Annotated in this window: 25 protein-coding genes; 15 read left to right on the forward strand and 10 right to left on the reverse strand. The window is 55.7% G+C overall.

Features of this window, described 5'->3' with window-relative positions; translation table 11 throughout:
* Positions 1-34: 34 nt before the first annotated feature.
* The 6 genes from HV318_RS02050 to HV318_RS02075 form a co-directional block, all read right to left on the reverse strand.
* The gene (locus tag HV318_RS02050) at positions 35-289 is read right to left on the reverse strand and encodes a DUF2569 family protein (RefSeq protein WP_230857859.1); all 255 of its coding nucleotides are present in this window, start codon (positions 287-289) and stop codon (positions 35-37) included.
* A 1-nt stretch (position 290) separates the two neighbouring features.
* Positions 291-881 carry a hypothetical protein gene (locus HV318_RS02055; protein WP_182271317.1) on the reverse strand — a complete coding sequence of 197 codons (591 nt, stop codon included), beginning with the start codon at positions 879-881 and terminating at the stop codon, positions 291-293.
* Positions 882-992: 111 nt separating this feature from the next.
* On the reverse strand, positions 993-1,403 hold the full coding sequence (locus HV318_RS02060) for an Imm63 family immunity protein (RefSeq protein WP_182271318.1): 411 nt from the start codon (positions 1,401-1,403) through the stop codon (positions 993-995).
* Positions 1,404-1,472: 69 nt separating this feature from the next.
* Positions 1,473-1,892 carry a helix-turn-helix domain-containing protein gene (locus HV318_RS02065; RefSeq protein ID WP_182271319.1) on the reverse strand — a complete coding sequence of 140 codons (420 nt, stop codon included), beginning with the start codon at positions 1,890-1,892 and terminating at the stop codon, positions 1,473-1,475.
* Positions 1,889-2,200: a type II toxin-antitoxin system HigB family toxin gene (locus tag HV318_RS02070; RefSeq protein ID WP_182271320.1), complete on the reverse strand. Its 312-nt coding sequence runs from the start codon at positions 2,198-2,200 to the stop codon at positions 1,889-1,891. Before HV318_RS02070 ends, HV318_RS02065 begins: the two co-directional genes overlap by 4 nt.
* A gap of 375 nt (positions 2,201-2,575) precedes the next feature.
* Positions 2,576-3,466: a LysR family transcriptional regulator gene (locus HV318_RS02075; protein WP_182271321.1), complete on the reverse strand. Its 891-nt coding sequence runs from the start codon at positions 3,464-3,466 to the stop codon at positions 2,576-2,578.
* Positions 3,467-3,595: 129 nt separating this feature from the next.
* On the opposite strand from HV318_RS02075, the gene gstA reads away from it, so the two are divergent.
* From gstA to HV318_RS02095, 4 genes are all read left to right on the forward strand, one after another.
* Positions 3,596-4,201 (forward strand): glutathione transferase GstA, encoded by a 606-nt coding sequence (gene gstA / locus HV318_RS02080; RefSeq protein ID WP_182271322.1) that lies wholly within the window; start codon positions 3,596-3,598, stop codon positions 4,199-4,201.
* Between the two features lie 308 nt (positions 4,202-4,509).
* A complete protein-coding gene (locus HV318_RS02085; protein WP_182271323.1) occupies positions 4,510-7,149 on the forward strand; it encodes a YdbH family protein in 2,640 nt (879 codons plus the stop codon).
* Positions 7,146-7,337, forward strand: coding sequence for a YnbE family lipoprotein (locus HV318_RS02090; protein ID WP_182271324.1), 192 nt, complete (start codon positions 7,146-7,148; stop codon positions 7,335-7,337). The genes HV318_RS02085 and HV318_RS02090 overlap by 4 nt, the downstream gene beginning before the upstream one ends.
* 7 nt (positions 7,338-7,344) lie before the next feature.
* A complete protein-coding gene (locus HV318_RS02095) occupies positions 7,345-7,665 on the forward strand; it encodes a YdbL family probable chaperone protein (protein WP_182271325.1) in 321 nt (106 codons plus the stop codon).
* On the opposite strand, the gene feaR is transcribed toward HV318_RS02095, so the two are convergent.
* On the reverse strand, positions 7,666-8,574 hold the full coding sequence (gene feaR, locus HV318_RS02100) for a transcriptional regulator FeaR (protein ID WP_182271326.1): 909 nt from the start codon (positions 8,572-8,574) through the stop codon (positions 7,666-7,668).
* 241 nt (positions 8,575-8,815) lie between these two features.
* Here feaR and HV318_RS02105 point away from each other — a divergent pair, with 241 nt between their 5' ends.
* A complete protein-coding gene (locus tag HV318_RS02105; protein ID WP_182271327.1) occupies positions 8,816-10,315 on the forward strand; it encodes an aldehyde dehydrogenase family protein in 1,500 nt (499 codons plus the stop codon).
* A gap of 39 nt (positions 10,316-10,354) precedes the next feature.
* Here HV318_RS02105 and HV318_RS02110 read toward each other — a convergent pair whose 3' ends face one another.
* The 3 genes from HV318_RS02110 to paaZ form a co-directional block, all read right to left on the reverse strand.
* Entirely contained in the window at positions 10,355-11,461 is a 1,107-nt protein-coding gene (locus HV318_RS02110; RefSeq protein ID WP_182271328.1) for a GGDEF domain-containing protein, read from the reverse strand.
* An 838-nt stretch (positions 11,462-12,299) separates the two neighbouring features.
* Positions 12,300-14,576, reverse strand: coding sequence for a primary-amine oxidase (gene tynA, locus HV318_RS02115; RefSeq protein WP_182271329.1), 2,277 nt, complete (start codon positions 14,574-14,576; stop codon positions 12,300-12,302).
* A gap of 165 nt (positions 14,577-14,741) precedes the next feature.
* Positions 14,742-16,781, reverse strand: coding sequence for a phenylacetic acid degradation bifunctional protein PaaZ (paaZ, locus tag HV318_RS02120; RefSeq protein ID WP_182271330.1), 2,040 nt, complete (start codon positions 16,779-16,781; stop codon positions 14,742-14,744).
* Between the two features lie 284 nt (positions 16,782-17,065).
* On the opposite strand from paaZ, the gene paaA reads away from it, so the two are divergent.
* The 10 genes from paaA to pcaF are packed head-to-tail and all read left to right on the forward strand — an operon-like array spanning position 17,066 to position 25,237.
* Positions 17,066-17,995 carry a 1,2-phenylacetyl-CoA epoxidase subunit PaaA gene (gene paaA, locus HV318_RS02125; RefSeq protein WP_182271331.1) on the forward strand — a complete coding sequence of 310 codons (930 nt, stop codon included), beginning with the start codon at positions 17,066-17,068 and terminating at the stop codon, positions 17,993-17,995.
* A gap of 11 nt (positions 17,996-18,006) precedes the next feature.
* Entirely contained in the window at positions 18,007-18,294 is a 288-nt protein-coding gene (gene paaB / locus HV318_RS02130; protein ID WP_182271332.1) for a 1,2-phenylacetyl-CoA epoxidase subunit PaaB, read from the forward strand.
* Between the two features lie 8 nt (positions 18,295-18,302).
* Positions 18,303-19,049: a 1,2-phenylacetyl-CoA epoxidase subunit PaaC gene (paaC, locus tag HV318_RS02135; RefSeq protein WP_182271333.1), complete on the forward strand. Its 747-nt coding sequence runs from the start codon at positions 18,303-18,305 to the stop codon at positions 19,047-19,049.
* 14 nt (positions 19,050-19,063) lie between these two features.
* A complete protein-coding gene (gene paaD / locus HV318_RS02140) occupies positions 19,064-19,561 on the forward strand; it encodes a 1,2-phenylacetyl-CoA epoxidase subunit PaaD (RefSeq protein WP_182271334.1) in 498 nt (165 codons plus the stop codon).
* 7 nt (positions 19,562-19,568) lie between these two features.
* Positions 19,569-20,639 (forward strand): 1,2-phenylacetyl-CoA epoxidase subunit PaaE, encoded by a 1,071-nt coding sequence (gene paaE / locus HV318_RS02145; protein WP_182271335.1) that lies wholly within the window; start codon positions 19,569-19,571, stop codon positions 20,637-20,639.
* Positions 20,636-21,403, forward strand: coding sequence for a 2,3-dehydroadipyl-CoA hydratase PaaF (paaF, locus tag HV318_RS02150; RefSeq protein ID WP_182271336.1), 768 nt, complete (start codon positions 20,636-20,638; stop codon positions 21,401-21,403). The genes paaE and paaF overlap by 4 nt, the downstream gene beginning before the upstream one ends.
* Complete coding sequence (gene paaG / locus HV318_RS02155) at positions 21,403-22,191, forward strand: 2-(1,2-epoxy-1,2-dihydrophenyl)acetyl-CoA isomerase PaaG (RefSeq protein WP_182274508.1); 789 nt, start codon at positions 21,403-21,405, stop codon at positions 22,189-22,191. Before paaF ends, paaG begins: the two co-directional genes overlap by 1 nt.
* Before the next feature lies 1 nt (position 22,192).
* Entirely contained in the window at positions 22,193-23,620 is a 1,428-nt protein-coding gene (paaH, locus tag HV318_RS02160) for a 3-hydroxyacyl-CoA dehydrogenase PaaH (RefSeq protein ID WP_182271337.1), read from the forward strand.
* Positions 23,610-24,032: a hydroxyphenylacetyl-CoA thioesterase PaaI gene (paaI, locus tag HV318_RS02165; RefSeq protein ID WP_182271338.1), complete on the forward strand. Its 423-nt coding sequence runs from the start codon at positions 23,610-23,612 to the stop codon at positions 24,030-24,032. Before paaH ends, paaI begins: the two co-directional genes overlap by 11 nt.
* Complete coding sequence (gene pcaF / locus HV318_RS02170) at positions 24,032-25,237, forward strand: 3-oxoadipyl-CoA thiolase (protein WP_182271339.1); 1,206 nt, start codon at positions 24,032-24,034, stop codon at positions 25,235-25,237. The genes paaI and pcaF overlap by 1 nt, the downstream gene beginning before the upstream one ends.
* Positions 25,238-25,251: the final 14 nt, after the last annotated feature.

Raw genomic sequence — 25,251 nt, forward strand, 5'->3', positions numbered from 1 at the left:
CAATCATCAAAATGGTGAAGCCACTCGTACTTTTTTATCGAATAAACGTTCTTTTTACACGAACTGATGTAATGAAATAGGGAATCCAAATTAAAGCCGTTATCACATTTCTAAAAACAGGCACAAGTTCATTATATCTAATCTCAGTGCCAGGAATTAACATGTAAAGCATGTAGATATTTAATGACATCGTCGTTACGACTGATATCAAAAATAAAATATAAAGCTTTGGTAGCGACTTTTTCTTTCTTATGAAAAATGAAAGAACTGTGACTGTAAACTTTTGCATTTCACCCCGGTCCTTCAATATTCGCCCTAACCGCTTTCAGAGTCCTTTTGCGGATCCAGCCGCTACCTGCCCGTATTATCAGCCAGTAAGCTGACATTTTTAGCTGAGTGCGTCTGTCCGGACAGTAGATGAATGTTTCCGTAGAGAGTTCATGCTTGCCAGACGCCACCTCCGTTACCTTGTAGCGCAGCAACAGTTTCGCACTGCCCGGCGCGGCTGGGGTCTGAAAAGCGCTGGCATCCGGAACGTTTTCCAGACCAAAATCGGTACGCCAGAATTGCCCTCTTAAGCCATAGCAGAGCTCAGATACAGAGTTTTTCAGAAGGGTAAAACGGTGCAAGCCAAAGTTGCCGTTCGAGCCAGGGTGCTGATTGCATAGTAATTTTTGCGGTAATTGACGCAAAGACATTAACCGACGAATCACGGCATCTTGCCGGACGTCAAAGTTTGCAATCAACGGCAGAATATTTTCAGGGTAGGTAGTGTGAATGACCGTTAGGTGTTTTTCATGAAACTGGAACTGGGGGAGAAAAGCGGGAACATCCTGCCACTGAGCAAGCGCTTTGCGGGTAACGAATCCAGGGTTCAGCATCTCTCTTCCTTGTCATCCCTTACGTCCAGCCAGAATAACAGATGGTGTATCGCAGGCAATTACCAGGAAAAGATAGGGGAAGAGGGCAGTAAATGTAACTAGCCGGTTGGGTTAACGACGTTCGCTTCTTTGCGAATGGAGAAGCTCAGTGATTTCTTTGCGCTTTCTTGTTGCCCATTCAGGCTTGATAGAAAGCATTAAACTATATTGCCTTCTAAAATAAACCTCTCTAAATTCTCGTTCAGATGAATGGTTTGCCGCATAAGCTGAGGCCAGCCCCGCTACGGGTCTATCCACAAACCAATAAAGAATTTCATCGTCACTGAGCGTTACTTTTCGCTGTATCTCAAGGCCTCTTTCACCGACGATAAAATGATATTCTTTTCCATGAATTTCAAGATAGGGAGTTGCAACCCCATCAGGTTGGTCAGGGATAAAGAAGTAATGATTTGGCCTTGTGCCTCTCCCTAATTTCTCACCTATTTTTAGAAGCTCATTTCGTAGTTCTTCAATCGTTTTCATAAGCATCTCTTAGTTCTTGTATGTAAACGACTCATTATCGCGGATTGGGTGCACAGAGCCTGCTATCGATCAATTCCCCACAAACGCACTCACCGGCACGCCAAAACGCTTCGCCAGTGCACGCATATGATCCAGCGTTAGCGTACGCTGTCCGTTAAGGATCCGGCTCACCAGAGACTTTTTACCAATCTCTGTCTCGAAGTCGCTCTGAGTGAGTTGGTACTGGTCCATCAGCGTTCGCAATAACGCAACGCCTGACGGAATGCTGGCAACACGCGCGTTAAAATCTGCAAACTCCGGGGACTCGTTTTCGTATTGATCGATTTTGGCGGTGAGGATCTCCACCAGCGGGCTATCGGGTTCGTGTTCGACCAGATACTCCACCAGCGCTAGCGCATCCTCATAATCTTGTCGCGACGGGCTTGAGCCCAGGAAAGGGAGCGCGTTGGTCAGATCGTTTGCCGCTTTGATGACTGCTGCATAATTCATTCTTTCGTTCTCCGGTAGAGGTCCGTGAGCTTGTCATACTCTGCGTGGGTGCTGATGTGTTTGATGAAAATCTTTCCTCTCTCAAAATCAGTAAAAAACATCACTCTTAAATGCCCGCCACCCACATCAATGACCCACCATTTTTCCCTGTATTTCATCCTGTCCAGGCTGGGGAATCGCTTTCTCATATCGTCCGGTGACGGGTAGTGTTCCTTCTTTAGCACCCGGTAAAGATCGTGCAGGGCGAGTGCTTGATTAGGAAATTGTCTGGTGGCCGCGTCGAAAGGCGCTCTTGAGACTACGTGCATCCATGCCCCTTATTTCCAGGATGGAAACATTATAGATGGTGAGTGGTGAGTTGACAATGTGGAAACTGCAATGGGCTGCAGTTTCCATATGCTCGTGATTACGGCGCTTATGTATTGAGTACGAACACTTTAAGAGGTGATGATGGCAGATAAAAGTGGATGGCATGGCTTGGTTTTGGGTATTTCTTTGATTTGCGCAGCGTATTCAGGAATTGTGGGGGGAGAAGAAGTGCTGTGGGTGATAGTTTTGTTTACAGCAGTATATGGAAGTGTGTTGCATCCATCGGTTGAACTCACAGCTCAATGCAGACCTTGCTGTTTTCATGCAAGCCCGCTCCGTACCAAAAACGTACACTTAACAAGGTGATCAAACGCTCACCGTGAAGTCGTAGACTCCCGTTTGCCCAGCCCTTTGAGCAGCATCTGGGTCGTCGCAGAAGCGTTTCCGGATGGCGAACAAACCAGTCCAAATTCACGATGCAGGGAAGGGGTCAGTGGTACCACACACAGGCCGTGTAATTCCTCCGGTAGGGCTGATTCTGGTACAAGTGCGACGCCCATACCTTCACCTACCAACATGCAGGCGCTGACCCAATCGCGAACTTTCACGCGCACGTCAGTGAGCTGCAAGCCCGCATTTTCCATCAGGCTGCGTCCATTCACTAAACACCCCCCGGTGGCAAGGATAAAGGGCTGATCTGCCAGTTGTTCTAACGTTATGCCATATGCCCTGGCATGACCTGCCAGCAGATGACGGGCGGGCATTACCGCTACCCAGGCATCCTTGCCTAAAACAACATCTGCACGCCCGGGGGCGGGGTTCATGACAACCCCGAGTTCAACTGTGTCTGCTGCAAGCCACTCCTCGACTTCCTCGTCTGTACCTTCGAGGAGCACTACCTCAATACCGGGATGCAGGCGCTTAAAGTCCCGCAATAACCTGGGCAAAAACGTGGACGTCACGGAGGGAAAACTGGCCAGGCGAATGCGCCCGTTGTTTAACTCCCGGCTCTCATCTGCCAGCAAACGGATCGCATTCAGCGTCAATACCATGCTCCTTGCATGTTCGACAACCTGCACACCCAGGGCGGTGACGCCGATATATCGCCGCTCACGTGTGAAAACAGGAAACCCAAGTGACGCCTCTAGCTGAGCGATAGCCTGGCTGGCACCAGACTGCGTCATGCCAATTTCCTCAGCGGCGCGCGAAATATTGTGGGCATCGGCCACTGCGACCAATAAGCGCCAGTGCAAAAGATTCATCATGAGTATCAGTAGCTCAGCTAATAGTGAGTTTATGAACAATTAATTTTACAGAAAGATTCATATTAAGCAGAGTGTTTTCAGGATCGGCTTAAACGTTGATTAAAACTTTTCCATTCAAAAGGAGACAAAATGAAACTCTATTACGCCCCGGATACCTGTTCGCTTTCACCACACATTGTGCTGCGTGAACTGGAGCTTGAGTTTGAGCTGGTTAAAGTGAACAACCGTAGCAAGCTCACCGCTGATGGACGTGATTTCCTGACCATTAACCCTAAAGGTTATGTCGCTGCGCTTGAACTTGACGATGGAAAGATCCTCACTGAAGGACCTGCCATTGTGCAGTATCTCGCGGATCTTAAACCGGAAATCGGGCTGGCACCGCGAGCGGGCAGCTGGGAGCGGGTGCGTCTGCAGGAATGGCTTAACTTTATCACCAGTGAAATACACGCTGGCTCAGCGTTGTTATTCAATCCCTCACTGCCCGAAGACGTTAAGTCGATTTATCGAGAGAAGCTGTTCCGGCGGTTCAATTATCTTCAGGATCAGCTCAACGGTAAAACCTATCTGATGGGTTCAACGTTCAGTGTTGCTGATGCCTACCTTTTCACCGTACTTGGCTGGTGTAAATTCTTTTCCATCGACCTGAATTGCTGGCCCTTGCTGTCAGCATATATGGCAAGAATTAATACACGACCTGCTGTGCAGTCCGCATTACTGACTGAAGCGTCTGGCTAAGGTCAGTGGGGGATTGATAAGAAAACGCGACGCAAAAAAGCGCATTTTGGGGCGATAACCAGGAATTCTGGTGTATAAATTGGGGCTGATAATTTGCTACTATTCTGCGCGATTAGCCACTCGCGATGATTTTCAACGCATTGAATAATAAATAAATTATTGAGATGGCTAAAAATAAAAAATTCACCGCATAGTGTGAGAGCATCTATCCTTAAAACGGTCACTCACTTCAACTGAATGACTAAACATGCGACAATGATCGGCACTGTCGGCTTAATTATTTCGCTAAATCAGGATATTAACTGCCCATGAAGGGTAAATATAAAGCCGCAATTGCGCTTTTACTGCTGTTGATTTTGTTGCCGCTGACGCTGCTGATGACGCTCGCGCAGTGGGTACCGACGCTAGCCGGGATCTGGCTGCCTGTCGGGACACGTATCGCTTTTGAAAAAAGCCCCAGACTGACGCGTCACGCCATTACGATCCCCGATCTTCGCTATCTGGTTGAGGATTGCGAAATGGCTCGCGTAGAAAACGCGACGCTGTCGCATCCCAGCCGCTGGAACATTGATATTGGTACGCTTGAGCTTAATTCGGCGTGTCTCAGCAAACTGCCTCAGTCTGCGCCATCAACGGTGGCCCCCAAAACGCTGGCGCAGTGGCAGGCTGTATTGCCGAATACCTGGCTCACCATTCACCGCCTGACGCTTTCCCCCTGGCAACAGTGGCAGGGAGAACTCCACGCATCGCTGACGCCAGCCATTCAGGCGCTCACCTATAAAGGTGAGCAGGTGAGCATCAAGGGAAAACTGCGTGGTCAGACGCTGACCATCAGCCAACTGGACGCTCTGTTGCCGGATTACCCGCAGCCTGTGAAACTGGTGGGTGAGTTTACGTTACCACTGGTTCCGGACGGCGTGCCGGTGAAAGGCCATGCGCTCGCCACCTTTAGCGTGCCACAGTTAACGTCTCTGGTTGATGCCGATCTGAACTGGGAAGAAAACCAGGGGCAGCTGGTGGTCATGGCGCGTGATAACCCCGATCCGCTGCTCGACCTGCCGTGGCAAATAACGGCGGAACAACTGAACATCAGCGACGGACGCTGGAACTGGAACCTGTCAGGCATGCCGATGAGTGGGCGAATGGGTATGCGGATCGACAACTGGCAACAAGGGCTGGAGAAAGCCACAATTGCCGGACGCCTGAATGTGCTCACCCACGGCGATGCAGGGAAAGGGAACGCGGTACTGAATATTGGGCCGGGCAAGCTCAGTATGGAAAACAGTGACATGCCGCTCCATCTGAGCGGTGAAGCCAAACAAAACGATTTTGTCCTGTATGCCAAACTCCCGGCAAAACTGACCGGAAGCCTGAACGATCCGCAGCTCACTTTTGAACCCGGCGCACTGCTGCGTTCGCGTGGCCGCGTCATTAACTCCCTCAATATTGATGAAATCCGCTGGCCGCTGGCGGGCGTGAAGCTGGCGCAGAAAGGCGTGGATGGTCGCCTGCAGGCCATTTTGCGGGCGCATGAAAATGAAATGGGGGATTTTGAGCTGCATCTGGACGGCCAGGCCAACGATTTTTTACCGGATAGAGGTCTGTGGCAGTGGCGTTACTGGGGTAAAGGGAACTTCACGCCGATGAATGCGCGCTGGGATGTGGCTGGTAAAGGGGAATGGCGCGATACAGCGATCTCGCTGACGGATCTGTCGACGGGGTTCGACAAACTTCAGTATGAAACAATGCTGGTCAGCAAGCCGCGTCTGGTGCTGGATAAACCGATCCGCTGGTTACGCGATCCCGCTAAACCGGCATTCAATGGTGCACTGTCGTTAAATGCCGGGCAAACCACGTTCTCGGGGGGGAGCGTGTTGCCGCCATCGGTACTGACCTTCAGCGTTGACGGTACTGACCCGACGCTCTTCCAGTTCAAAGGCGATCTCCATGCCGATAAAATCGGCCCGGTTCAGATGAATGGTCGCTGGGATGGTGAACGTCTTCGCGGGCAAGCGTGGTGGCCGAAGCAGTCTCTCACCGTTTTCCAGTCGTTGATCCCACCGGACTGGAAAATGACGCTGCGTGAAGGTGAACTCTATGCGCAGGTCGCGTTTTCTGCGGCTGCCGATCAAGGTTTTGAGGCGGGCGGGCACGGGGTACTGAAATCCGGTAGCGCCTGGATGCCTGATAACCAAATCAACGGCGTCGACTTCGTTCTGCCGTTCCGGTTTAGCAAGGGCACCTGGTCGCTGGGAACGCGTGGCCCGGTTACGTTGCGCATTGGCGAAGTGGAAAACCTGGTGACCGCGCGGAATATCACGGCGGATCTCCAGGGGAACTATCCCTGGAGTGAGGAAAACCCGCTGTTGCTCACCAACGTGAAGGTTGAAGCGCTCGGCGGGAAAATCACCATGCAACAACTGAGAATGCCGCAGCACGATCCCGCACTTCTACGTGTTGACAATATCTCCTCCAGCGAACTGATTAGCGCCGTCAATCCGAAGCAGTTTGCCGTGTCAGGTCCGGTGAGCGGTGCGCTGCCGTTCTGGCTGGAGAATGAAAAATGGATCATCAAAGATGGCTGGTTGACCAACCCGGGGCCAATGACGCTGCGTATTGATAAAGATACGGCTGATGCGATTGTGAACGATAATATGGTAGCGGGCGCGGCAATCAACTGGCTCCGCTATATGGAAATCTCACGTTCGTGGACGAGAATCAATTTAGATAATCTGGGTGAATTAACCATGCAGGCCACCATCAAGGGGACGAGCCGGGTAGAGGGTAAAAGCAGCTCCGTGAACCTGAACTACACCCATGACGAGAATGTCTTTACCCTCTGGCGCAGCTTGCGTTTTGGGGACAACCTGCAAACCTGGTTTGAGCAACACGCGGCAATACCCAGTACCCGCAGTTCGACTGGCAAGGAAAGTGAGGAACAACAATGAAAAAGATGGCTGGTGTGCTCACCGTTGCCGTGGTCGCGATGCTGACGGGCTGTACGCCGCGCATTGAAGTCGCAGCACCGAAGGAGCCGATTACCATCAACATGAACGTGAAAATCGAACATGAGATCCATATTAAGGTCGATAAAGACGTTGAAACCCTGTTGAAATCACGCAGCGATCTGTTCTGAGGACGCCATGAAACGCACATTAGCTCTCATTTTACTGGCTCTGGGGATGAACGTGCAGGCCGCCACGCTGACGCTGAACGACGCGCGTGCGCAGGGGCGCGTTGGGGAGACGCTGAGCGGTTATATTGCCCCGATCGCGAAAGATGCAGAAACCCTGGCGCTGGTTAACCGCATCAACGCCGCGCGCACGGAAAACTATCAAAAGCTGGCCGACAGCAACAATTTACCGGTTGATGAAGTGGCAAAAATGGCAGGGCAAAAACTGGTGGAGCGCGCACAGCCGGGCGAATACGTGAAGGGTATTAACGGTAAGTGGCTGAAGAAGTAGTTAGCGGCAACGCTTACGGTACTCGCCGGGCGACACGCCAAAGCGCTGCTTAAACGCCGTTGAGAAATGGCTATGGTCGGCAAACCCCCAGCTGTAGCCAATTCCCGCCAGCTTCTCATCATCGCTGGCGGAGCGCAGCACCTGCGCGCAGAGGTCGAGACGGCGGTTTTTAATATACTGGGCGACCACCAGCCCCTTATCGGCAAACATACGGTACAGGCTGCGCACCGACATTCCGCTCTCTGTGGCAATCCATTCCGGGCGCAGGGCTTCAGACTGAATATGGTCGTCAATCAGTGACAGAACATTCTGGAACTGGCGCTCTTTACGTGGCTGCGTAGACTCACGCTGCTGAAAGGCCGGGCGTAACAGACACACCATCGCTTCCAGCGCCGCTTCACTTTCTATATCGCTCAAGTCGGCATTTCCCATACTCTCCTGCAACAAACGATGGCTTAGCTGTACGGTCGGCAGACTGCGCGACAGCGTGAGTGCGCAGCTGACTTCCTGAAAACGGCACTGTTGCTCAATAATCTGACGAGGAACAAGCAGCGAAATCTGGCGGGATTTTTCCTGCCAGTAGATGGAGCAGGGGCGCGAGGCGTCGATGAGGGTAATGTCACCAGTGTTGAGAATGGCACGGCGGTCGTCCTGTTCAATCTCTGCGCTACCGTCGAGCTGAAACACCGTATAGAACCAGGCATCGTTGCCGTTTTTTATCTCCTGACGGGTACGAAACAGGTTTACGCTACCTGCGGTCACGGTGCTTAGCTTCAGGCTGCGGGCATAGCTGGTTTCCAGTTCACCAATGAATTGTCCCTCTAAAGGACGCGCGTCGAAATGCCCGCAAACCTGGTTAATTTGCGCCAGCCACTGCTGATACTTTTCCTGTTCGCTTGCACCCGCCATCGTTTATCTCGCCGCACCGTCAATGTGTTCGTATTGTTGCATTTGTGTTGCATTTTGTCAGGGCTATGAGGCTGACTATAGGAAAGAACACTCACCGGGAACAGCGTTATAAGCCGGAATTATCCCGAATTGCGGAGCCTGTCACAGGTGGCAAAGCGAATGTCACAGAGATAAAAGCAGGAATGCGAAAGCCCTCTTAGACTGCAGTAACACCCTGCGAATAATAACGAAGGAGTACCTTATGTCTGAATCACTGGTAGCCGTACTGCCTGGCGTGCAGCAGTTTCTGGACCGACATCATGGCCTGTGGATTGAAGGCCGTCAGACTGCATCCGACAGCGAAAAACGGTTGAACGTGTTCAACCCGGCCACGGGAGAGGTGATTGCGTCAACCGCAGATGCCAGCGTAGATGATGTTGACCGTGCCGTGATGTCCGGCTGGCGCGCGTTTGTTGGTCGCCGCTGGGCGGGGAAACTCCCGGCAGAACGCGAACGTATCTTGCTGCATTTTGCTGACCTGGTGGAGCAGCACAGCGAAGAGCTGGCGCAGCTGGAAACGCTGGAGCAGGGGAAATCGATTAACATTTCCCGAGCCTTTGAAGTGGGCTGCACCCTGAACTGGATGCGCTATACCGCCGGGCTGACCACCAAAATTGCCGGGAAGACTCTCGATCTCTCTATCCCGTTGCCGCAGGGGGCTCGTTACCAGGCGTGGACGCGCAAAGAGCCGGTGGGTGTCGTCGCCGGGATTGTGCCGTGGAACTTCCCGCTGATGATCGGCATGTGGAAAGTGATGCCTGCGCTGGCCGCTGGCTGTTCCATCGTGATCAAACCTTCGGAGACCACGCCGCTGACCATGCTACGCGTGGCGGAACTGGCAAGCGAAGCGGGCATTCCTGACGGCGTGTTTAACGTGGTGACGGGGAGCGGTGCGGTGTGTGGTGCTGCGCTGACGTCGCATCCGCATATTGCGAAAGTGAGTTTTACCGGTTCAACGGCGACCGGTAAACAGATTGCGCGCACGGCGGCGGATACGCTGACGGGCGTTACCCTGGAGCTGGGCGGTAAAAACCCGGCCATTGTGCTCAAAGATGCCGACCCTGTGTGGGTAATTGAAGGGTTGATGACCGGCAGCTTCCTTAACCAGGGGCAGGTTTGTGCGGCCAGCTCCCGTATTTACATTGAAGCACCGCTGTTTGACACGCTGGTCGGCGGCTTTGAACAGGCGGTGAAATCCCTGAGCGTTGGCCCGGGTATGTCACCCCAGGCGTTTATTAATCCGCTGGTGTCGCGTGCGCACTGCGATAAAGTACAGACCTTCCTTGATGAAGCGAAGTCGCACAACGCGGAGCTTATCAGCGGCAACCGAGGCCCGGATGGCAAGGGGTATTACGTCTCCCCGACGCTGGTGGTAAACCCGGATGCCGCACTGAGGCTGACCCGTGAAGAAGTCTTTGGTCCGGTGGTGAACCTGGTGCGCGTGGCCGATGGTGAAGAAGCACTGGCGCTGGCAAATGACACTGAATACGGGCTGACGGCCAGCGTCTGGACGCAGAATATCAGCAAGGCGCTGGAATATACCGACAGGCTACAGGCGGGTACCGTGTGGGTGAACAGCCATACGCTGATCGACGCCAACCTGCCGTTTGGCGGCATGAAGCAGTCCGGCACCGGGCGCGACTTCGGCCCGGACTGGCTGGATGGATGGTGTGAAACCAAATCGGTTTGTGTGCGCTACTAAAAGCAAAGCCGGGTAAGACGTAGCCGTCACCCGGCATTTTTACAAAGACCAGCGATCCCGCCCGGCATTTTTGGCCTGATAAAGTGCAACATCGGCGCGGGCGATGATCTCGTGGGCGGTAAGTCCCGCCGTCATTCCCGTAATCCCCATGCTGGCGGTAACGTGGTCGCTGACCGTTGAGGCAACGTGTGGAATAGCCGCCATGCGCAGCCCCTCCTGAATACGTGCGGCAACCTGTTCCGCCATGCTCTCCTTGCAGTTGAAGAGGATCACCACAAACTCCTCACCGCCGTAGCGCGATACCACATCATTCGGTGTACGCACCGTTTGCTTCAGCACGTCCGCAACACGCGCCAGGCATTCGTCTCCTGCCTGGTGGCCGTAAGTGTCGTTGTAGCGTTTGAAATCATCAATATCCAGCATAATCAATGAGAAGGGTTTACCCTGGTCAACCGCATTGTTCAGCACGTTTTCCATTGCCCGGCGGTTGGCGGTTTTGGTCAGCGGATCCTGGTGCGCCAGCGCATCCAGCCGCGAGATCAACAGCTGGTTTTGCTGGTTACGCCGCCAGGCTTCATCAAACCAGCTCAGCAGGATAAAACGGCCACAGATGAGGATCAGGGTGAAGACTATCCAGATGGTGGCAAAGCGAATGTTGACCCCGTCATTTAGCATCCAACTGGCAACGGGCAGGGTGAGCCAGAGCGGTAACATGAAGGACAATAATCCTTCCGGGTAGAAATACAGCGCCGTCAGGCCTGCCAGTAGCAGGATGGCACACAGCGGCCAGACGTGGGGAAGTTGCCAGTCGGTGATAAACCAGTAACAGGTTATCGACCAGATTGCACTACAGACGAACAGAACAACGCTGATACCGGCAATGCGCTGCCAGGCCATGATGATTAAGGCGGCTGACAGCATAATGATGCCGAACATTGATGCATCGACAATTCGCGTCAGGTGGAGCGGGATCGGGTAAAGCGTATCGCTGTCCTGAAACAGGACGTTGCGTAGCAGGATCATGAGCGCAAAGCTCACGTTGACAAACGCCAGCCACGGCAGGTTCATTGCCAGTCCGTGAAGTACCATTGCCTGACGCGTCGGCCATGTTGCACGTTCGGGGGGCGAATTTTTTCGTTTTTCCATTGGCGTTGTTTTCCCGTCCAGGGGAGAGATGGGGTAAGCGATGTATCAGTAACTATAATCAGGCTCGATGATTCCTCAAATTTACGGGGAAAAAAACGGGCATCGCGCCTAATGCTTGTCAGTTAAGCATGGTGGATAATTCCGTTCACCTTAATATCCGCAGAAAATAATACGCTCACAACCTGTGAACGGGATAAGGGGGCCACCGCGGCCCCCTTATCAATCCCCGCGGCCCCGCGGAGAAATCGGTGCTTCGCACTGCGCTCACCTCCCGACCCGCTGCCTGCGGTCGGCTCGACTCAAGATTACTCGTCCCATCCCTGGGACTCGCCCCTTCGGGGCCAACGCAAGCGTTGTTCAAAATTGCTTCCGGCAATTTTGTCCTGTCTCGTTTCGCCTCTGGCCGCCATCCCTGGCGTCCAGCCCTTGTCATCCGGTCTCCGGTTCGCCGATTTCAGCGGGGACTCAACACCCGTGCCACATTCAGGCGATGAAGAAGGTTGAGGGAGCGTGAGTCCGGCTGAAAATCGCCGAAGCGTTTCCTGAAGGCCGGGGCGACGCGCAGGGATGCGCGGCGAGGGCGGCTTTACAGGGAGGTTACCTCCGCCCGTCCCCGAAAAGCCGGAAGGAATAAGCTGAGGGCACCGCGAAGCGGCGATTTTCTTTGCCGGGAGCCGGGATTGTTAAGGGGGCGCGATAGCCCCCTTAACACGTTCACCGCAGCGGATTATGCAGGTAGCAGAAATGTCTGAGTGAACGGAACGATACCACTGAAATAACAAAGTGCCTTTGCGTCGCTTAACTGACAAACATTAGGGCATCGCGCCCGGTCGTTTACTTATTTCTGCTCGTCTTTCTTCTTGCCAAGCGTTGGTGTCTCGTCGAAGAAGTTCCACGGTTTGAGCAGGGTATGCACCCATTCCGTCGGCATAATTGGCCACTCTTCGGCACGTGCAACGTGAGTTGTCCCGGTCGTCATCCAGACCACATCATCCTGGTCGTTCAGCGACTCGTTATCCTTGCTGTACTGGCCCAGGCCCGTATCATGCGTTGAGCGGTTCGGGAATTTCCCTTCCGGGTACATTTCATCTGGATGGTAGCGCGTCACCCACAGCTGTTTATCCATAAAGCTCAGGCGGTGGTAGATCCACTCGTCCGGGGCAAACTTCGCACCGGTCGCCACCGGGTGTGTACCGCCCGCGTAAGGGATGATCTGGTACGAGACTGGGTTACCCATGCGGTTCTCTTTGCTGGTGTTACTCAGCAGCCGGATGGTACCCGGGTCAAATTTCTGCGCAGCCTGTTGCTCGGTATCAATGCTGTACTGATTGATCTGCATGGTGCTGGTACGCGGACCACCGGCGGTGTTGGGTTTCACTTCCGGATCCATCGCCACCATCTTGTTATTGATGCCATCCACGTCCATATCCAGACGGAAGTTATAGATGTGCTGGTGGGTGGTACCCACGATGTTATGATCGATCAGGGTGCCATATTTAGTGTCGTCTTTGGCCGTGGCATCATGCATTGTTTTTGCCTGTACGCCTTTCACGGCTTCAATACCCGTTGCACCCGCATCAATACCGATGGTGCCATTTTCGTGGAATACCCAGTCGAAGATGTAGTCATAGTTGCCGACGGTACTGACCCAACGCACCACCAGTTCACGACGTTCGGTACTGACGTTCGGCTGACCCATCTCCTGGTGCTTATACTCCGGCCCGGCATAACGTTCGAAGATGGCGATTGCGCGAGGGATCTCCATGGGTGCACCGGTGTAATCCGGAATGGTTTCATTGAGCATCACGGCGTTAGACGGTACGTCTTTGCCGCGCACCAGCGGGGAGGTTAGCGTGCCCATGCCGTAGTCGCCGGAATCCAGATACGCCTTAAAGTACCAGCCGACATCCGGGTCGCCGTAAGGGACGATCATCCCTCCGAGCGATCCTTCATACATGATCTGGCGCTTTTTGCCATTGTCGTTCCAGGTCACGGTAGAAATAACCGGCCCGACACGAGAGTCCAGGCTCAGGTGGAAATCCCAGTTCTGCCAGTGCACCATATCGCCGGTAATGGTGTAGTTTTTCCCTTCCGGCTCAATGATATCGAGCGGTTTTTTCGGGGTTTCTATGCGGTCACGGCCATCATACGGGCGCGGGGTCATCGGAACCGGAACAACCGCACCTTCTTCAATCTTCTGGATTTTCTTCTGTTCGAGGTCGACCACCGCCACCAGGTTTTCGATAGGGTGCGCCCAGTAGTTACCGTCGCCAACGTCCAGATAGCTCACCACTTTCAGCAGGCGGTCTTCCTGTTTCAGCCCGTCTTTACCGTCAAAATAGCCGACGGTTAACGGGGTCGTAATGACCTTCTTCGGATCGGTGACGCCGTGTTTTTTCAGCGCATCGGCATATTCCGGGCTGTCATTGATAATCTGTTGTACGGCAGTGAAGTCATCCAGCAACACCATGCCGTGCGCGTCTTTGACCGGCTCCCAGCGCAGGACTTTTTTCTCTTTCAGGTCAACCAGGCTTTCGATAACATGCTTTCCGTCCAGCATGATGACGTTCGCCTGGCGAGGGGAATCCACTGTCGTGCCGTTCAGCACAAAGTCCCACACTTTGGCTTTCTCTGGCTCAGCAAGGGCAATCTGAGTAAAGCGGGTATTCGGTTTAAAATCGGCTGAGGCTTTGACAATGTCGACAGCCTGCTTAATTTCGTCAGCCGTTAACGCATTTAACGGGTGAGGGCGTTTTTCAACCTGGAAAGTCTGGTCAAGGCCGGACTGGAAGACATCGTTAATGAAGGTGTCAGCTATCCAGGCTTTTTTGTTTTTCATCACCACCGGCACCTGCAGCTTCAGGGTTTTGCCGTTGACGATGGCGGTTTTTGCGCCGGGTTTTACCTTCACAAACGCACCGTCTTTGGTAATGGTGAACATCTGTGCGTAATCATCCCACTGCACATCAGCGCCAAACGTCTGCAGCGTTTTGTCCATCGGGACCATATGCGCCTCACTGCCGTGGGCGAAAACGGGAGACTGCCAGGCGCAAAACAGAGCAACTGTCATGGCCAGTGCCGTTTTACGGGCAGAAAAAGAAGAGTTGCTTCCCATCGTTGACCTCATATTGTTGTGTTTATTGTGTTGTGATGACCTTATCCTGACAGCCGCAGGCGAAAAGCGTTTGCCTGCATCTGCCAGGTTATTTGCCAGTCTTGCCAGGTTAAAAAAAGACCGGGGGTAAATCACACCCCGGTCAATGGACTTGAGAGGAAAACGTCAGAAGTCGCTCTGCTGGCGCGCCACCAGCGTCAGAATGGAGTAGAGCGCGACGGCTTGTTGGTTCTGGTTGAAGATCTCAACGGCCCATTCCACCACGCCAGTCGGTTTTTCATCGGCAGAGCGTTGTTTCTTCAGCGTTTTGCGTTTGCAGGTCAGGCGCACCTGAATGGTATCGCCAGGTTTGACCGGCTCGATAAAGCGCAGGTTTTCCATGCCATAGTTGGCAATGACCGGCCCGACACCCGCATCAACAAACAGCCCCGCCGCGGCTGAAATCAGGAAGTAACCGTGTACCACGCGCTCGCCAAAGATCGACTCCGCTGCGCCGATCTTGTCCATGTGCGCGTAGAAATGATCCCCGCTCAGGCAGGCAAAGTTAACGATATCGGCTTCCGTCAGGGTACGGCGCGGCGTCAGCAGGCTATCGCCCGGCTGCAGTTCCTCGAAGTATTTACGGAATGGATGTACGCGATCTTCCTGCACTTGCGCACCGCGTACCCACTGTTTGCCAATGGCGGCGAGCATCGTCGGGCTGCCCTGAATGGCAGTACGCTGAAGGTAATGCTTCACGGCACGCAGACCGCCCAGCTCTTCACCGCCGCCCGCGCGGCCTGGGCCGCCGTGTACCAGCTGCGGCAGCGGAGAACCGTGCCCGGTGGACTCTTTGGCCGACTCCTCGTTGAGGATTTGAATGCGTCCGTGGGCGCGCGCCGCACCGGAAATAAACTGGCGGGCGATGGTCTGTTCGGCCGTCACCAGCGTGCCCGCCAGGCTGCCGCCGCCCGCGCGTGCCAGCGTTATCGCGTGCTCTGCGTTACGGTATGGCATCAGGGTGGCAACCGGGCCGAAGGCTTCGGTGGCGTGTACGGCAGGGGTTTCGTCCGGCTGCGGGCAGAAGAGCAGGGTTGGCGGGAAGAACGCCCCCGCGGCCTGCAGATCGGCTTTGCCACCCAGACGGATCTGGCAGCCTGCGGCAACCAGCAGATCGACTTTTTCCTGCACGTCGGCGCGCTGTTCACTATTCACCAGTGCGCCCATTTTGACCCCTTCCTGTGCCGGGTCGCCCACCACCACTTTTTCCAGCCGCGCAATCAGCGCCTGGCTGACGGTATCAATTTGCCCCTGCGGCACAATAATGCGGCGAATAGCCGTACATTTTTGCCCGGCCTTCGTGGTCATCTCGCGGACCACTTCGCGAATGAACAGGGCAAATTCCGGTTGATCTGGCGTGACGTCTTCCCCCAGCACGCAGCAGTTCAGGGAGTCTGCCTCCATCGTGAAGGGGATCGCGTTCGCCACGATGTTTGGGTGAACGCGCAGGCTCTGTCCGGTGCTGGCGGAGCCGGTGAACGTCACCACGTCCTGGCTGTCGAGCTGGCTCAGCAGATCGCCTGCACCGCCGCAGATCAGGCTGATGGCTCCCGCCGGTACCAGACCGCTTTCCACGATCGATTTCACCATTGCCTGCGTGACCTGCGCGGTGGCGGTGGCGGGTTTGATGATCGCAGGCATCCCGGCAAGCCAGGTGGGAGCCAGTTTTTCCAGCATGCCCCAGCACGGGAAGTTAAAGGCGTTGATATGCACCGCCACGCCAGATTTTGAGGTTAATACGTGGCGCGCTGCAAAACCGCCTTCTTTCGACAGGGGGATCAGCTCATCTTCTGGCCACAGCGTGTCGTCCGGCAGTTCGCGGCTACCGAGGCTGGCATAGGTGAAGAGGGTGCCGATACCCCCTTCGATATCGACCCAGCTGTCGGCCTTTGTCGCCCCGGTCTGGGCTGACAGGGCATAAAACTGTTCTTTCTGGCTGAGCAAATGTTTTGCCACCGCTTTCAGCATGGCGGCTCGTTCGATAAAGGTCATCGCGTGAAGTGCTTTGCCGCCGTGCTCAATGGCGTAGTGGCGGGCGGCCGCCATATCCAGCCCTTCGCTGGTGACTTCCCACAAGGCTTCGCCGCTGATGGCGTGATGAATATTGCGCTCGCGGCCCCGGCCAGACTGCCAGGTACCGGACAAGAAGCTGGCTAACTGCTGCATCTCTTATCTCCAAATGTTACGTAATTTCACTATAGATAGTTTGATCATGAATCATAAAAATCAAGCTGAGTTTTAATGAATTGTTAACGTTGTGATCTGGCATGACGAAATACGGCCCATAAAGCCCCAGTTCACGCGCCTTGCTTGAAAAGCCTTGCGAGCAGCATCACAAAACAAGGAAACATTTCTTGGGGTTATATTTAACTTCTGTGTAACTTTTAAGAAACGAAATGATTCACCATTTCACTTGTTAAGATAGATTATCGAATCATAAAGGTGATGATGTGACGCAAGAACAACGCTTTGAGCAGCGCATAGCGCAGGAGACGGCCATCGAGCCGCAGGACTGGATGCCTGACGCCTACCGTAAGACGTTGATCCGCCAGATTGGTCAGCACGCACACTCTGAAATTGTCGGCATGCTGCCGGAAGGGAACTGGATCACCCGCGCCCCCACGCTGCGCCGTAAAGCCATTTTGCTGGCGAAAGTGCAGGACGAGGCCGGCCACGGTTTGTATCTCTACAGCGCGGCGGAAACGCTGGGCTGCGCGCGGGAAGACATCTATCAGAAGATGCTCGACGGCAAAATGAAATACTCCTCCATCTTCAACTACCCAACGCTGAGCTGGGCTGATATCGGCGTAATCGGCTGGCTGGTGGACGGTGCTGCCATCGTCAACCAGGTGGCGCTGTGCCGTACCTCTTACGGCCCGTACGCCCGGGCGATGGTGAAAATCTGTAAAGAAGAGAGCTTCCACCAGCGTCAGGGCTTTGAAGCCTGCATGGCACTGGCGCAGGGCAGTGGATCCCAGCGTCAGATGTTACAGGACGCTATCAACCGTTTCTGGTGGCCGGCACTGATGATGTTCGGGCCTAACGATGACAACTCACCGAACAGCGCCCGCAGCCTGGCCTGGAAAATCAAGCGCTTTGGTAACGACGAGCTGCGCCAGCGTTTTGTGAATAACACCATCCCGCAGGTGGAAATGCTGGGCATGACCGTGCCGGATGCTGACCTGCACCTGGACGAAGAGACGGGCAACTACTGCTTCGGTGAGATCGACTGGCACGAGTTTGACGACGTCATTAACGGGCGCGGTATCTGCAACCACGAACGCCTGGCCGCAAAACGTAAAGCCTGGGAAGAAGGGGCGTGGGTGCGCGAAGCCGCACTGGCGCACGCAGAAAAACAACACGCCCGCAAAGTGGCTTAAGAGGAAGCAACATGAGCAATGTCTACTGGCCGTTATACGAAGTGTTTGTACGCAGCAAACAAGGGTTATCCCACCGTCACGTTGGCAGTCTGCACGCCGCTGACGACCGCATGGCGCTGGAAAACGCGCGTGATGCTTATACCCGCCGCAGCGAAGGCTGTTCCATCTGGGTGGTGAAGGCGAGCGAGATTGTCGCCTCCCAGCCAGAAGAGAGCGGTGCGTTTTTCGACCCGGCGGAGAGCAAGATCTACCGCCATCCGACGTTTTACACCATCCCTGATGGCATTGAGCACATGTGAGGTCAGGGATGAAAACATTATCTGCATACGTCCTGCGTCTGGGCGACAACGGTCTGGTGCTCTCTCAGCGTCTGGGAGCCTGGTGTGGTCACGCGCCGGAGCTGGAAATTGACCTCGCACTGGCCAATATCGGTCTCGATCTGCTGGGACAGGCGCGCAATTTCCTGACCTACGCCGCCGAACTGGAAGGCCAGGGCGATGAAGATACGCTGGCCTTTGGCCGCGATGAGCGCCAGTTCCGCAATGTATTGCTGGTGGAACAGCCTAACGGCAATTTCGCCGACACCCTCGTCCGTCAGTACCTTATGGATGAGTGGAACGTGGCGTTGTATGAGCGCCTGATCCACAGTAGCGACCGCCAGATTGCCGCCATTGCCGCAAAAGCGATTAAGGAAGCGCGCTATCACCTGCGCTTTAGCCGCGGCTGGCTGGTGCGCCTGGGTGACGGCACAGAAGTATCCGCACAAAAAATGCAGCAGGCGGTCAACAATCTGTGGCGCTTTACCGCTGAGCTGTTCGACGCCGATGACGTCGAACTGGAACTGGTTGCGTCCGGTATTGCCATCGACCCGCGCACGCTGCGTCAGGCATGGGAAAGCGAAGTGTTTGCTGGCTTGCAGGAAGCCACCCTGAACGTGCCCGATGAAGTGGCGTATCGCACTGGCGGCAAGCGTGGGCTGCACACCGAACATCTGGGGCCAATGCTGGCAGAGATGCAATATCTCCAGCGTATGTACCCCGGGCAGCAGTGGTAAGAGAGGGGAATGTCATGCAACGTCTCGTGGACATCGCACCTGCACAAATCCCGCAAATCTGGTCGCTGTTAAGCCAGATCCCGGATCCTGAAGTCCCGGTTTTGACCATCACCGATTTAGGTATGGTGCGCAGCGTTTCCGCGCAGGGCGAAGGCTGGGTGATTGGCTTCACGCCAACCTACTCGGGCTGCCCGGCGACGGAACACCTGCTGGGAGCCATCCGCGACACGATGACTGCGCATGGCTTTACCCCGGTACATATCGTGCTCCAGCTTGAACCCGCCTGGACCACCGACTGGATGACAGCCGATGCGCGCGAACGTCTGCGTGAGTATGGCATCAGCCCGCCTGTAGGCCATAGCTGTCACGCCCATGTTCCTGCGGCGGTGAGCTGCCCGCGCTGTGCGAGCACCGATACCTCGCTCATCAGTGAATTTGGTTCAACGGCCTGCAAAGCGCTCTGGCGCTGCAACACCTGCCGTGAACCTTTCGATTATTTCAAATGCATTTGAGGCTGCCATGACAACGTTTCATTCATTAAAAGTGGCAAAAGTGGAACCCGAAACACGTGACGCTGTCACAATTACCTTTTCCGTGCCGCAGGAATTGCAGGATGCTTACCGCTTTCGCCCGGGTCAGCACCTGACCTTAAAGGCCACGCTGGGTGGTGATGAGCTTCGCCGCTGCTACTCCATCTGCCGTAGTACCGCACCGGATGAGATCAGCGTGGCGGTGAAAGCCATCGAAGGCGGGCGTTTTTCCCGTTATGCCCGCGATACGATTGTGCAGGGTATGACGATGGACGTCATGGTGCCGCAGGGCCATTTTGGCTATCAGCCCCGGGCCGAACGGGAGGGTCACTATCTGGCGATAGCGGCTGGATCGGGCATTACGCCGATGCTGGCTATTCTCTCCGCTACGCTGGCCACCGAGCCGAAAAGCCACTTCACCCTGATCTACGGCAACCGCAGCAGCCAGAGCATGATGTTCCGCGGCGCGCTGGCGGATCTGAAAGACAAATACCCGCAGCGCCTGCAGCTGGTCTCCATCTTCAGCCAGGAGCGGCTTGACAGCGATCTGCTTCACGGTCGCATTGATGGCGAAAAACTGCAGGCGCTGGCGAAAACCCTGATCAATTTCCACCAGTATGACGAAGCCTTTATCTGCGGCCCGTCGGCGATGATGGACGACGCTGAAGCGGCGCTGAAAGCGCTGGGGATGGCAGAAAAATCTATCCACCTTGAGCGCTTCAACACGCCTGGCTCAGCGGTGAAACGCGCTGTAAACGTGCAGGTCGAAGGGCAGAAAGTCACCGTCCGCCAGGACGGGCGCGACCGTGAAATCACCCTGACGGCCGATGACGAAAGCATTCTTGATGCTGCCCTGCGCCAGGGGGCAGATCTGCCCTATGCCTGTAAAGGCGGCGTGTGTGCCACCTGTAAATGTAAAGTGGTGCGCGGCAAAGTGGATATGCTCACCAACTACAGCCTGGAGCCGGACGAGCTGGCTGCCGGGTATGTCCTGAGCTGTCAGGCATTGCCGTTAACCGCTGACGTGATCGTCGATTTCGACGCGAAGGGGATGGCATGAGCGAACTGATTGTCACCCGTCATGGTCGTGTATTGCAGCTGACGTTGAACCGTCCGGCGGCGCGTAATGCGCTCAACAATGCGCTGTTAACGCAGATTGCTGAAGAACTGGAAGCCGCAGCGGCGAATACCGACATCTCCGCCTGTGTGATCTACGGCAACGAGCGCTGTTTCGCTGCCGGAGCCGATCTCAATGAAATGGCGGAGAAAGATCTGCCCGCCACGCTGAACGATATCCGTCCTCAGCTGTGGGCGCGGATCAACACCTTTAACAAACCCCTGATCGCCGCGGTTAACGGCTTCGCGCTGGGAGCCGGGTGTGAACTCGCGTTGCTCTGCGACGTGGTTATCGCCGGTGACAACGCCCGTTTTGGTCTGCCGGAAATCACTCTCGGCATTATGCCGGGTGCGGGCGGCACGCAGCGTCTTATTCGCTGTGTGGGCAAATCGCTTGCCAGCAAAATGGTGCTGACGGGGGAAAGCATTACGGCACAACAGGCGCAGAGCGCCGGTCTGGTCAGCGATGTGTTTCCGGCGTCGCTGACGCTGGAGTACGCCCTGAAGCAGGCCGCGCTGATGGCGCGCCACTCTCCGCTGGCGCTGCAGGCGGCGAAACAGGCGCTGCGCCAGTCTCAGGAAGTGCCGTTGCAGGCCGGGCTGGCCCAGGAGCGGCAGCTGTTTACGTTGCTTTCGGCGACTGACGATCGTCGTGAAGGCATCGACGCCTTCTTACAAAAACGCACCCCCGACTTTAAAGGACGCTAATTGTGGAATTTATTCTGAGTCATGTAGAGCAAGGCGTAATGACCCTTACGCTGAACCGCCCGGAGCGTCTGAACAGCTTTAACGACGTGATGCACCAGCAACTTGCGGAGTGCCTGAAGCAGGCCGAGCGGGATGACACCATCCGCTGTCTGTTGATCACCGGGGCGGGACGCGGTTTCTGTGCGGGTCAGGATCTTAACGACCGCAACGTCGACCCGAACGGCCCGGCTCCCGATCTGGGGATGTCCGTTGAAACCTTTTACAACCCGCTGGTGCGCCGTCTGGCAAAACTGCCGAAACCGGTAATTTGTGCGGTCAACGGCGTGGCGGCCGGGGCGGGGGCTACGCTGGCACTCGGCTGCGACATGGTGATTGCTGCCCGCTCCGCTAACTTTGTGATGGCTTTTAGCAAGCTCGGGCTAGTGCCGGACTGCGGTGGTACCTGGCTGCTGCCGCGCGTCGCCGGACGCGCCCGGGCAATGGGGCTGGCGTTGCTCGGTGACAAACTCAGTGCCGAACAGGCGCAGGCGTGGGGGATGATCTGGCAGGTGGTGGACGACGAACAGCTCTCCGTTACGGCACAGCAGATGGCGCTGCACTTTGCGTCGCAGCCAACCTTTGGCCTGGGGCTGATCAAGCAGGCGATCAACGCCGCAGAGACCAATACTCTGGACGCACAGCTTGATCTGGAGCGTGACTATCAACGTCTGGCCGGGCGCAGTGACGACTATCGGGAAGGTGTCAGCGCCTTTCTGGCGAAGCGCGCGCCGAACTTTACGGGGAAATAACATGGCGATACCTATCCGCACTGTCGCCGTGATTGGAAGCGGCACGATGGGAGCCGGGATTGCCGAAGTGGCGGCAAGTCATGGTCATCAGGTGCTGGTTTATGACCTCGCTTCCGAGGCCGTTTCCCGCGCGATTGACGGTATTCGTCAGCGTCTGGCTTCCCGCGTGATGCGCGGAAAGTTGTCTGCGGACTCTGGCTCGCAGATCCTCGCAAGGCTGGTTCCGGTGACGGATATCTCTGCCCTTGCCGCAGCGGATCTGGTCATTGAGGCGGCCTCTGAACGGCTGGAGGTGAAAAAAGCGCTGTTTACACAGCTGGCGGAAATCTGCCCGCCGCAGACGCTGCTGACCAGTAATACCTCTTCAATTTCCGTCACCGCCATCGCCGCAGACATTCGCCACCCGGAGCGCGTCGCGGGGCTGCATTTCTTCAACCCGGCACCGGTGATGAAACTGGTGGAAGTGGTCAGCGGGCTGGCGACATCGCCTGAAGTGGCTGATGCGTTGTGCGAGCTGGCGCTGAACTGGGGAAAACAGCCGGTGCGTTGCCAGTCAACGCCAGGTTTTATCGTTAACCGCGTGGCACGCCCGTTCTATTCCGAAGCCTGGCGTGCGCTGGAAGAACAGGTGGCCGCACCGGAGGTGATTGACGCCGCGCTGCGCGAAGGCGGTGGTTTCCCGATGGGGCCACTGGAGCTGACCGACATGATTGGTCAGGACGTCAACTTTGCCGTGACCTGTTCGGTGTTTAACGCCTTCTGGCAGGAGCGTCGTTTCCTGCCATCGCTGGTGCAGCAGGAGCTGGTACTGGCGGGACGATTGGGTAAAAAAAGCGGGCGGGGCGTTTACGACTGGCACGGCGATAAACCGGACGTGCAGTGGCTTGAGGCGGTCAACGACAGTTTTAGCCCGATGAGCGTCCAGAGAAAAAGTGACGGTGTCACGGAAATTGACGACGTACTGTTGATTGAAACACAGGGCGAAACTGCGCAGGCACTGGCGCTTCGGCTGAACAGCCCGGTGGTGGTGGTTGACCGTATTGAGCGCGATGTGGCCGTTATCGCGGCGGCGTCCAGCAATCCGCACACCGCCACGCAAAAGGCCATCTTCTGGCTGCAACAGCAGGGACACCGGGTGGTGCAAATTGCCGATTATCCCGGCCTGCTGGTCTGGCGGACGGTGGCGATGATTGCCAACGAAGCGCTGGATGCGCTGCAAAAAGGGGTCGCCAGCGAGAAGGATATTGATACTGCGATGCGTCTGGGCGTGAATTACCCGAGCGGCCCGATTGCATGGGGAGAACGCCTGGGCTGGCAACGCCTGCTCACGCTTTTGGAAAACCTGCAACGTCATTACGGTGAAGAACGTTATCGCCCCTGTTCACTGCTGCGCCAGCGGGCGCTTCTGGAGAGTAGCTATGAGTCATAACGCCTGGCATAACGCCCGCACCATGTATGAGCAGGATGCCTGCGCGCAGGCGCTGGGGATCGACATTATCGAGATGGATGACGGGTATGCGGTGGTGACCATGACCATCACCCCGCAGATGCTCAACGGCCATAAAACCTGCCACGGTGGACAGCTGTTCTCACTGGCAGACACCGCCTTTGCCTACGCCTGTAACAGTCAGGGACTGGCGGCGGTGGCATCGGGTTGCTCCATTGATTTTCTGCGCCCGGGTTTTGCCGGGGACACGCTGACCGCCACTGCGCGGGTGAAGCATCAGGGCAAGCTGACCGGCGTGTACGACATTGAAATCCAGAACCAACAACAGAAAACGGTCGCTCTCTTTCGCGGGAAATCTCACCGCATTGGCGGCAGTGTGACAGGAGAAGCCTGATGCGTGATGCATTTATTTGTGATGGTGTTCGTACCCCGGTTGGTCGCTATGGCGGCGGATTAGCGGGTGTACGTGCGGACGATCTGGGGGCAGTGCCGCTGCGTGCGCTGCTGGCACGCTACCCGCAGCTCGACCTGGAACGTATTGATGATGTGATTTTCGGCTGTGCCAACCAGGCGGGGGAAGATAACCGCAACGTGGCGCGCATGTCGGCGTTGCTGGCAGGTTTGCCGCAGACGGTTTCCGGTACCACCATCAACCGTCTGTGCGGTTCGGGGCTGGACGCGATTGGTTTTGCCGCTCGCGCTATCAAAGCCGGTGACGGCGATCTGATGATTGCGGGGGGCGTGGAGTCGATGTCCCGCGCGCCGTTTGTGATGGGTAAAGCCACGGCGGCGTTTCAGCGTCAGGCGGAGATCTTTGATACCACCATCGGCTGGCGATTTGTGAATCCGCTCATGCATCAGCAATTCGGAACTGACAGCATGCCGGAAACGGCAGAGAATGTAGCTGAATTGTTAAATATCAGCCGTGCCGATCAGGACGCGTTTGCCCTGCGCAGCCAGCAGCGTACCGCACAGGCGCAGCAGAATGGTGTTCTGGCGCAGGAAATTGTGCCGGTACGGGTGCCAGGTAAAAAGGGAACGGTGACAGAAATCAGCGTGGATGAGCACCCGCGCGCCGATACCACGCCTGAACAGCTCGCCGCGCTCAAAACCCCGTTTCGTAAAAACGGCGTGGTAACCGCGGGGAATGCCTCCGGCGTGAACGATGGTGCCGCCGCGCTGATTATCGCCAGCGAGCAAATGGCACTTGCGCAAGGTCTGGTTCCACGCACCCGGATCGTGGCGATGGCCACCGCCGGTGTTGAACCGCGTCTGATGGGGTTAGGCCCGGTGCCAGCCACCCGTAAAGTGCTGGAGCGCGCCGGTCTGAATATTAACGATATGGATGTCATTGAGCTTAACGAAGCCTTTGCTTCACAGGCGCTGGGCGTGTTGCGTCAACTGGGATTACCGGACGATGCCGCACACGTCAACCCGAACGGCGGCGCTATCGCATTAGGCCACCCGCTGGGAATGAGCGGTGCCAGGCTGGCACTGGCTGCCAGCAATGAGTTGCACCGACGCAACGGGCGCTATGCGCTTTGTACGATGTGCATCGGTGTGGGTCAGGGCATCGCCATGATCCTTGAGCGTGTTTGAGCGAATTACAATGT

Origin of the sequence: Enterobacter sp. RHBSTW-00901, assembly GCF_014103115.1 — a bacterium.
GTDB lineage: Bacteria > Pseudomonadota > Gammaproteobacteria > Enterobacterales > Enterobacteriaceae > Enterobacter > Enterobacter cloacae_P.

What these genes read in the sequence shown, in the direction of transcription:
- HV318_RS02090 (WP_182271324.1), top strand. Translation starts at nt 7,146, where the DNA reads ATGAAAAAGATGGCTGGTGTGCTCACCGTTGCCGTGGTCGCGATGCTG.
- paaD (WP_182271334.1), top strand. Translation starts at nt 19,064, where the DNA reads ATGCAACGTCTCGTGGACATCGCACCTGCACAAATCCCGCAAATCTGG.
- HV318_RS02070 (WP_182271320.1), bottom strand. Translation starts at nt 2,200, where the DNA reads ATGCACGTAGTCTCAAGAGCGCCTTTCGACGCGGCCACCAGACAATTT.
- paaB (WP_182271332.1), top strand. Translation starts at nt 18,007, where the DNA reads ATGAGCAATGTCTACTGGCCGTTATACGAAGTGTTTGTACGCAGCAAA.
- tynA (WP_182271329.1), bottom strand. Translation starts at nt 14,576, where the DNA reads ATGGGAAGCAACTCTTCTTTTTCTGCCCGTAAAACGGCACTGGCCATG.
- HV318_RS02085 (WP_182271323.1), top strand. Translation starts at nt 4,510, where the DNA reads ATGAAGGGTAAATATAAAGCCGCAATTGCGCTTTTACTGCTGTTGATT.
- paaH (WP_182271337.1), top strand. Translation starts at nt 22,193, where the DNA reads ATGGCGATACCTATCCGCACTGTCGCCGTGATTGGAAGCGGCACGATG.
- feaR (WP_182271326.1), bottom strand. Translation starts at nt 8,574, where the DNA reads ATGGCGGGTGCAAGCGAACAGGAAAAGTATCAGCAGTGGCTGGCGCAA.
- HV318_RS02060 (WP_182271318.1), bottom strand. Translation starts at nt 1,403, where the DNA reads ATGAAAACGATTGAAGAACTACGAAATGAGCTTCTAAAAATAGGTGAG.
- HV318_RS02050 (WP_230857859.1), bottom strand. Translation starts at nt 289, where the DNA reads ATGCAAAAGTTTACAGTCACAGTTCTTTCATTTTTCATAAGAAAGAAA.
- HV318_RS02110 (WP_182271328.1), bottom strand. Translation starts at nt 11,461, where the DNA reads ATGGAAAAACGAAAAAATTCGCCCCCCGAACGTGCAACATGGCCGACG.
- HV318_RS02095 (WP_182271325.1), top strand. Translation starts at nt 7,345, where the DNA reads ATGAAACGCACATTAGCTCTCATTTTACTGGCTCTGGGGATGAACGTG.
- HV318_RS02105 (WP_182271327.1), top strand. Translation starts at nt 8,816, where the DNA reads ATGTCTGAATCACTGGTAGCCGTACTGCCTGGCGTGCAGCAGTTTCTG.
- HV318_RS02075 (WP_182271321.1), bottom strand. Translation starts at nt 3,466, where the DNA reads ATGATGAATCTTTTGCACTGGCGCTTATTGGTCGCAGTGGCCGATGCC.
- paaI (WP_182271338.1), top strand. Translation starts at nt 23,610, where the DNA reads ATGAGTCATAACGCCTGGCATAACGCCCGCACCATGTATGAGCAGGAT.
- HV318_RS02055 (WP_182271317.1), bottom strand. Translation starts at nt 881, where the DNA reads ATGCTGAACCCTGGATTCGTTACCCGCAAAGCGCTTGCTCAGTGGCAG.
- paaE (WP_182271335.1), top strand. Translation starts at nt 19,569, where the DNA reads ATGACAACGTTTCATTCATTAAAAGTGGCAAAAGTGGAACCCGAAACA.
- paaC (WP_182271333.1), top strand. Translation starts at nt 18,303, where the DNA reads ATGAAAACATTATCTGCATACGTCCTGCGTCTGGGCGACAACGGTCTG.
- paaF (WP_182271336.1), top strand. Translation starts at nt 20,636, where the DNA reads ATGAGCGAACTGATTGTCACCCGTCATGGTCGTGTATTGCAGCTGACG.
- HV318_RS02065 (WP_182271319.1), bottom strand. Translation starts at nt 1,892, where the DNA reads ATGAATTATGCAGCAGTCATCAAAGCGGCAAACGATCTGACCAACGCG.
- pcaF (WP_182271339.1), top strand. Translation starts at nt 24,032, where the DNA reads ATGCGTGATGCATTTATTTGTGATGGTGTTCGTACCCCGGTTGGTCGC.
- paaZ (WP_182271330.1), bottom strand. Translation starts at nt 16,781, where the DNA reads ATGCAGCAGTTAGCCAGCTTCTTGTCCGGTACCTGGCAGTCTGGCCGG.
- gstA (WP_182271322.1), top strand. Translation starts at nt 3,596, where the DNA reads ATGAAACTCTATTACGCCCCGGATACCTGTTCGCTTTCACCACACATT.